Here is a 7568-nt window from a genome sequence, read left to right as displayed (position 1 = left end):
TACATCTAAATTTTCTGTCATCTTTAGTGTCTCTACAAATCCCTTTATAGATGTAAGTGGTGTTTTTAATTCATGACTTACATTTGCGACAAATTGTTTTCTCATATTTTCAAGCTTTACATAATCTGTAACGTCTTCAATATTTATAATAAACCCTATTACAGCATCTGTTTCTTTAAAATAAACTGGATCTATCTTTATTTTATAAATAATGTCATTTGATATATTTTTTTGTACAACAACACTGTTTTCACTCGACATATTAGATAAAATACTTTCTAAAACAATTTTATTTTTTATAAACTGTCTTATACTTTTTCCCTCTGGTATTAAAAGCTCATCGCCTTCAACCATTTCTTTTGCTAATTCATTTATCAAAAGTATTCTACCTTTAGTATCTATCGCCAAAATTCCATGAGATACACTTTTCATAATAGACTGCAACTGCGTATTTTTATTTGTAATATCCTTTATAGTAAAATTTATTGTATCTATCATAGAATTGAAATTTTTCGCAAATTCGCCCATTTCACCAGACATCTGACTTCTTACTCTAGAATCAAATTCCTTATTGCTGATGTCCTTTGAAACCTTCATAAATTCTTTTAGGTAGGTCCTCAAGCTTACAGTATATCTAATCAAAACTACAGCCACAATAGATAAAATTAATATTATAAAAATATACAATTCGTTCAAAAGTTGTATCTCTTTCATTTTAATTCACCTCAAAATATTATTTAATTTTATAGCCTACCCCTCTTATTGTCTCTATAAATTTGCCATCGTCGTCGCCAATTTTTTTTCTTAAATGTCTTATATGAACATCTAAAGTTCTCGTTTCACCGTAGTAGTCATATCCCCAGATTTTATCTAGTAAGAAGGTTCTAGTCAGAACATTTCCTCTATTTTCAAGAAGTAATTTTAATATTTGGAATTCCTTCAATGTCAATTCTACTTCTTGACCATTTTTAGTTACAATATGTTTATTTACATTTACTTGTATATCGTCAGCCTTTAAAATATCTTCTTTTTCATTTGCGCTGTATTTATATCTTCTAAGTACTGAGCTAATTCTAGCAAGAACTTCTTTTACACTAAATGGCTTTGTAATATAATCATCAGCGCCATCGTGTAATCCTTCTAATTTATCCTCTTCCATATTTTTTGCAGTAAGCATTATCACTGGAATTTGTTCTAATGCTGCATCTGATCTTATTTTTTTCAAAAGATCTATTCCACTTATATTTGGAAGCATCCAATCTAGAAGAATTAAATCAGGTTCAAATTCCTTTGTCTTTAAGTATCCATCAAATCCATCATAAGAATAATCGACCTTATATCCATTATTTTCAAGATTAAATTTCAACAATTCCACTATATGAATCTCATCATCTATAATTAATATCTTTTTCATAAAATCCTCCTTATTTTCCGACCGGAATTATAAGTGTTTGACTAAATTCCTTTTCTAAACTCTTGTTTTTATTATATGTAAATTCGACTAGTTCCTCTTGGGTATTGATTCTTTTTTCATTTTCTACCAGTTGTTTCTTTTCATAAGAACCGTCGCTCTTTAATATTTTAGCCTTTACATTATCTTTTAAATATAAATCTAAAATTTCCTTTATTTCCTGTTGGATATCTTTATCCTCTACTATTCCCATAGTTTCTACTCTCTTATTTAAATTTCTATACATCCAATCTCCACTTGATATATACAGTTCTTCTTTTCCATCATTGTAGAAATAATATATTCTACTGTGTTCAAGATATCTTCCAACTACGCTTCTGACCTTTATATTTTCGCTTAGTCCCTTTATTCCTGGCTTTAGACAGCATATGCCTCTTACAATTAGTTCGATTTCTACACCTGCTTGAGATGCTGCATAAAGCTCTGTAGTTATACTTTTATCTAGAAGAGAATTCATTTTTGCTATTATCTTAGCTTTTTTACCTTTTTTAGCATTTTCAGCTTCTCTTCTTATCATCTTCTCAAATTTATCTCTGAATCCATAAGGAGCTATAGTTATTTTTTCCATATTATCCGGTGATGCATAGCCTGATAGCATATTAAATAAAGTCGATGCATCTTTGCCAAACTGTTCATCAGCTGTAAGTATTCCCATATCTGTATAGAATTTTGCTGTGACGTCGTTGTAGTTTCCTGTTCCAAAATGAACATATCTTTTTATTTTATCCTTTTCTTTTCTTACAACTAATAATATTTTACAATGTGTCTTAAGTCCTATCACTCCGTATATAACATGGCATCCTGCTTTTTCAAGCTTTTTAGCCCAAGTTATATTGTTTTCTTCATCGAATCTAGCCTTTAGTTCAACTAAAACCGTAACTTGTTTTCCTTTTTCAGCTGCCTTAGTCAAGGCTTCTATTATAGGAGAATTTCCACTTACTCTGTACAATGTCTGTTTAATTGCAAGTACATTTGGATCCTCTGCTGCTTTCTTTACCATATCTACTATGATATCAAAAGATTCGTAAGGATGGTGAACAAATATATCTTTTTCTTTTATATATCCAAAAATATCAGTTCTATGTGGTATTTTAATATTCGCCATCTTTACATTTTCATATTTCAATTCATCAAATCCCTTTACAGAGCCTAATTTATTTAAAAAAGTAAAATCTATTATACCGTTTATTTTAAATATATACTTATCATCAATTTCTATCTCATCTACAATTATATCTAATATTTCATTAAAATACTCATTATTTCCATTTGATTCTATCTCAAGTCTTACTGCATCTCCCCATTTTCTTTGCTTTAAGGATTCCTCCATAGTCTCCAATAAATCCATTGCATCCTCTTCATCGACATCTAAATCTGCATCCTTTGTTATTCTATAGGAACAGCTATATAATACCTCGTGACTGCTAAATAGCTTAGGTAAATTTGATTTTATAACATCCTCTAATAAAACAAAGTCTACCCTATTTTCATCATTAGGTATTGCTATTAAACGATTTATTACAGATGGAACTTGTATAGTCCCAAATATATGTGCATTGCTATTAGATGTCTTTAATAATGCGGCTATATTTAAAGTTTTGTTAAGTAATAAGGGAAATGGTCTCGCTGAATCTATAATCATAGGAGTTAAAACTGGATATATTTCTCTTTCATAATAATCATCGATATATTTTTTTGATTTCTCACATAAATTTTTATATTTATGTACTTTTATATGTTTCAGTGATAATAATCTTGTAAGTTCATTATAACAGCTATATTGTTCTTCTATCAAAAATCTAACCTTTTCTATTATCTTTTCTAATTGTTGACTTGGATTCATACCTGCTATATCAACTGAATCAATGTTCTTTTTATGTTTTCTCAACAAAGAAGCTACTCTTACCATAAAAAATTCATCTAAATTCGAATTAAAAATTGATAAAAATTTTACTCTCTCCAATAATGGATTTTCTTCATTTCGCGCTTCATCTAATACTCTTTTATTAAATTCTAACCAGCTAAGTTCTCTATTAAAAAAATTTTGTGGATAATCGTACATTTTATTCATTTAATCTATCTCCATTCTAAAAATATTCAAAATTAAATTCTTCAATATTATAGTAACATTATAAAAAGTTATCTAACCTTATTTTTATGTAAACTATGTTATGTTTTTGTAAAAAACGATATATTTTGCTATTTTTTGATATTATTATTGGTATAATCTTGATAATATTTATTATCAATAAAATTAACTTTACGGAGGTATAACTTTGAACAGAGTTGCAATTATAGATATAGGATCTAACTCATTAAAATTAATAATGGCGGATATTTACGACAATAAATTTTTTCAAATATCTTATGAAAAGAAAATCAAATTGAGATTGAGCAATTACAAAAATAGAGCAAATGATATAACTGCTCTTGGTATAAAAAAATTAAATGAAGCTTTAACAGATTTGAAAAAAATATGTACTCTTTACAGATGCAATAGAATAATAGCTGTAGCAACAGAAACATTGAGAAAGGCCGGCAATGGACCGCAAATAATAGAAGAGCTAAAGGAAAGCTTAAATTTAGATGTTAAAATAATAAGCGGAAAGGAAGAAGCATACTATGGTTTTGTTTCTTCTATAAATTCAATAAATTTAAATGACTTCTTGCAAATAGATATCGGCGGTTCTAGCTGTGAAATAGTACTAGTCAAGGATAAAAAACTGATAGAATCTATAAGCTTGCCTTATGGAAGTATTCCAAACACCAAAAACTTTAACTTACAAGACAAGGTATCAGAAGAAGATGAAGAAAAATTCAAAGAAATGATATTTAAAGAGCTAGATAAATATCCATGGATAAAAGAAAATAAAAACCTACCCGTTGTAGGAATTGGTGGATCTGTCAGATGCATAGAAAAAATCTTGAGAAATCATGCATTTGACGATATAGATATTTTACTTGATAATTATGTTATTTCTTATAAAAATATAAATAGCTTATTTAATATCGTAAAACGATTAAATTTACAACAAAAAAAAGAAATCAAAGGTATGTCTTCTAATAGATCTGATATCTTTGTGGGTTGCTTGATTTTAATTAAATACCTTATGTTTTACATCAATTCTGATAAGCTTTCTATAAGTAAATTCGGAATTAGAGAGGGTATTTTATTTGAATATGCAGAAAGCCTATAATTAAAACTTTATAATAAATTGAGAGTATGATGAGCCTTCAATTTGAGACTTTTCATACTCTCTTTTCATTAACTTAAATTTTATCGTCTATTAGAATGCTGGAACTATACTTCCATCATATTTATCTTCTATGAATTGTTTAACTTCGTCACTATTTAAAGCTTTTTGTAATGCTTTTGCTTTGTCGCTGTCTTTATCTTCAGTTCTTATAGCAACTATGTTTACATATGGAGATTCACTTGATTCTATTACTATTGCATCTTTAGTAGGATTTAAACCAACATTTAATGCGTAGTTAGTATTTATAACTGCTAAATCAACATCGTCTAATGTAGAAGGTACTTGTGCTGCATCAACTTCAACGATTTCTATATTTTTAGGATTTTTTGTTATATCTTTTGCTGTTATTAATTCGCCATCGTTAACTTCTATTAATCCATTTGCTGCTAATAATTGAAGAGCTCTTGCTTCGTTAGTTGAGTCATTTGGAACTGAAACCTTTGCTCCATCTTCTAAGTCATCTAGTGATTTTATTTTATTTGAATATACTCCCATTGGTTCTATATGTACTTTTGCGCAATAAGTTAAATCGTAGTCTTTTTCTTTAACTGTAGTTTCTAAGTATGGTATATGTTGGAAATAGTTAGCATCTAGAGATCCATCTGCTAGTGCGTCATTTGGTAATACATAGTCGTCGTATTCAACTATTTCAAGTTCATATCCTTCTTTTTCTAGTACTGGTTTTGCTGCTTCTAATATTTCAGCATGTGGTGTTGGAGATGCTCCTACCTTTATAGTTTTATCTTCTTTGTTTCCCCCTGAGCAACCTGTTAATAATCCTACTACTAATGTTGTTAATAATATCGCTTTTCCTAATTTTTTTAATTTCATTTTTTTACTCCTCCTGTGTTTTTATAATTTTTTATATTAATTTTAAAATTTTTAATTTAATTGTTTCTATTTTAATTTCTTATAAGCATAATCGCCTAAGCTTTGTATTACTTGAACTACTATTACTAAAGTTATTACAACATATATCATAACTGCTGTATCAAATCTTTGATGTCCATATACTAAAGCTACCTTACCAAGACCTCCAGCCCCTACAGTACCTGCCATTGCTGTATATCCTAGGATTGATATTACTGAAAGTGTGATACCTGATACTATTGAAGGCATCGCTTCTTTTATCATTACTTTGAAAACAATTTGTGTGTTTGTAGCTCCAAAAGATTTTGCAGCTTCTATAAGTCCTTCATCTACTTCATTTAAAGCTGTTTCTATTATTCTAGCTATAAAAGGTGCTGCTCCTATAGTGATTGGTACTATTGCTGCTGTTTCACCTATACTTGTACCTACTATCAATCTAGTAAATGGTATTAATGCAACTAGTAATATGATAAATGGGAAACTTCTAACTATATTTACTACAAATCCAACAACTGAATATACAGTTTTATTAGGCTTTAATCCCTTTGGTTTAGTAAGAACTAATATAATTGCTAATATAAATCCTAATATTGTGGCAATCACAGTTGGCACAATTATCATATACATAGTTTCTAAAAATGCTTCTCCCAGTATTTCTGTCAAATACTCGTATAATGATGTATTATTTGTCATTTTTTATTTCCTCCCAAGTTATATTTCTTTCTGTAAGATAATTTTTTACTGCGTTTGCGTAATGATCTTTAACTGTTATTATCAATGAACCAAGTACATCTTCTCGGAATTTTTCTAATTTACCATAGCTTATACTAAAATCAAAATCTAAAGTTCTAGCCATATTTGTAATTACTGATTGATTGGCAATATCTTTAGGGAAGATTATTTTTATGTTTGTTCCTTCTGGAAGTACTATTTGTTCATCTCCTATTAATGCCTTTAATCCTCTAGTATTATTTAAGAATAAATCCTCTGTCTTTTCTATTTCTAAAACCTTACCGTCTTCCATTACTGCAACTCTTGTACAAATTTGCTTTATAACCTCCATTTGGTGAGTTACAACTATAATTGTTATGTTTAGCTTTTTATTTATATCCTCTAATAGAGATAGTATAGATTTAGTAGTATTTGGATCTAGTGCTGAAGTAGCCTCATCACATAGTAAAACTTTTGGCTCTAGTGCTAGTGCTCTAGCTATTGCGACTCTTTGTTTTTGTCCACCACTTAAATTTCTAGGCTTTACATTTTTTTTATCGCTAAGTCCTACTAGTTCAAGTAGATTATTTACCTTTTTTTCTATTTCAGCCTTTGAATATTTAAAGCACTCTAGTGGTAGAGCTACATTTTCAAATACTGTTCTTCTTTCTAGTAATGAGAAATGTTGAAATATCATTCCTAAATTTTTTCTAAGCTCTCTTATGTCCTTTTCATTTAAATTTTTTACTTCTTTTCCTTGTACTGTCAAGCTTCCTTCTTGATAGTTTTCAAGTCCATTTATACATCTAAGTAAAGTCGATTTACCTGCTCCACTATGACCTATAATCCCAAATATCTCTCCCTCTGAAATTTCCATATTTACATCTTTTAATACCTTTGTATCTCCATAATATTTATTAAGATTTTGTATTTTTATCATTTAATCTCTCCCTTTCTAATTAACTATATATATTTTATTTTATATTTTTATTTTTATATATATTTAGTTAATTTTTTATAGCATGTCGAAAATATTTCTGTTTTTTAATATATTTATATTTTTTATCTATTTTTCTTTTTAAGTATTTATAAATATTAAAAAAAGCTTGAGTATAAACTCAAGCTTCTATTATCTGTTTATACTCATCTCTCAACTTTAATAGTTGCAGGATTTAGCACCATATACTATAAATAAATATTGGTTGCTGGGCTTCATAGGGCCTGTCCCTCCGCCTCTCTTGATAAGAATTGTTTTTAAT

Annotated in this window: 7 protein-coding genes and 1 riboswitch; of the genes, 1 reads left to right on the top strand and 6 read right to left on the bottom strand. The window is 28.5% G+C overall.

Features of this window, described 5'->3' with window-relative positions:
* From ACI3VO_RS01460 to ACI3VO_RS01450, 3 genes are all read right to left on the bottom strand, one after another.
* The coding region (locus ACI3VO_RS01460; protein ID WP_439756200.1) for a histidine kinase dimerization/phospho-acceptor domain-containing protein at window positions 1–714 on the bottom strand (714 nt) is incomplete at its 3' end.
* Between the two features lie 19 nt (window positions 715–733).
* Entirely contained in the window at window positions 734–1414 is a 681-nt protein-coding gene (locus tag ACI3VO_RS01455) for a winged helix-turn-helix domain-containing protein (protein ID WP_439756199.1), read from the bottom strand.
* A 10-nt stretch (window positions 1415–1424) separates the two neighbouring features.
* Window positions 1425–3542, bottom strand: a complete 2118-nt coding sequence (locus tag ACI3VO_RS01450; protein WP_439756198.1) for an RNA degradosome polyphosphate kinase — start codon at window positions 3540–3542, stop codon at window positions 1425–1427.
* Window positions 3543–3747: 205 nt separating this feature from the next.
* Between ACI3VO_RS01450 and ACI3VO_RS01445 the strand changes: the two genes are divergently transcribed.
* Complete coding sequence (locus ACI3VO_RS01445; protein WP_439756197.1) at window positions 3748–4668, top strand: Ppx/GppA phosphatase family protein; 921 nt, start codon at window positions 3748–3750, stop codon at window positions 4666–4668.
* A gap of 90 nt (window positions 4669–4758) precedes the next feature.
* On the opposite strand, the gene ACI3VO_RS01440 is transcribed toward ACI3VO_RS01445, so the two are convergent.
* From ACI3VO_RS01440 to ACI3VO_RS01430, 3 genes are all read right to left on the bottom strand, one after another.
* A complete protein-coding gene (locus tag ACI3VO_RS01440) occupies window positions 4759–5559 on the bottom strand; it encodes a MetQ/NlpA family ABC transporter substrate-binding protein (RefSeq protein ID WP_439756196.1) in 801 nt (266 codons plus the stop codon).
* Between the two features lie 66 nt (window positions 5560–5625).
* On the bottom strand, window positions 5626–6291 hold the full coding sequence (locus ACI3VO_RS01435; protein ID WP_439756195.1) for a methionine ABC transporter permease: 666 nt from the start codon (window positions 6289–6291) through the stop codon (window positions 5626–5628).
* Window positions 6281–7249 (bottom strand): methionine ABC transporter ATP-binding protein, encoded by a 969-nt coding sequence (locus ACI3VO_RS01430; protein WP_439756194.1) that lies wholly within the window; start codon window positions 7247–7249, stop codon window positions 6281–6283. Before ACI3VO_RS01430 ends, ACI3VO_RS01435 begins: the two co-directional genes overlap by 11 nt.
* A gap of 200 nt (window positions 7250–7449) precedes the next feature.
* A riboswitch (SAM riboswitch) is annotated at window positions 7450–7557 on the bottom strand.
* Window positions 7558–7568 lie beyond the last annotated feature (11 nt).

Source organism: Intestinibacter sp. (assembly GCF_051866655.1).
GTDB lineage: Bacteria > Bacillota > Clostridia > Peptostreptococcales > Peptostreptococcaceae > Intestinibacter.
Note: the sequence above shows the minus strand (reverse complement) of the source record. Positions and strands in the feature narration are given on the sequence as shown.